1 protein-coding gene is annotated in these 265 nt (G+C 65.3%); it reads right to left on the bottom strand.

The features are described from left to right. Positions 1 to 159: 159 nt before the first annotated feature. Entirely contained in the window at positions 160 to 261 is a 102-nt protein-coding gene (locus R0J87_RS21245; protein ID WP_498888769.1) for a hypothetical protein, read from the bottom strand. Positions 262 to 265: the final 4 nt, after the last annotated feature.

Raw genomic sequence — 265 nt, 5'->3', positions numbered from 1 at the left:
CGGATGGGCGTCGTCCGGCGTTCCGCTCCTGGTGACCCACGAGATGATCGGTCGGATGCTGCGCGCCGACCTCCGAGGATTGACTGCCTCATCAGCGCTGTCTCTCCGGCATCCGTATGATGTGGTCTTCGAGATCGACCGCGGCATCGAGACGATGCTCTAGGAGTCGTCCTCTGGCAGCAGATCCGGGCGCCGCTGTCGTGTGCGCTCGAGCTGTTGTTCCCGCCTCCAGGCAGCGATGACGGCGTGGTTGCCGCTCAGCAGC

Origin of the sequence: Halomonas sp. SIMBA_159 (assembly GCF_046536035.1) — a bacterium.
In the GTDB taxonomy this organism is placed as follows: domain Bacteria; phylum Pseudomonadota; class Gammaproteobacteria; order Pseudomonadales; family Halomonadaceae; genus Vreelandella; species Vreelandella venusta_A.
The sequence above is the reverse complement of the archived record's forward strand: the minus strand, read 5'-3'. Positions and strand labels throughout refer to the sequence as shown.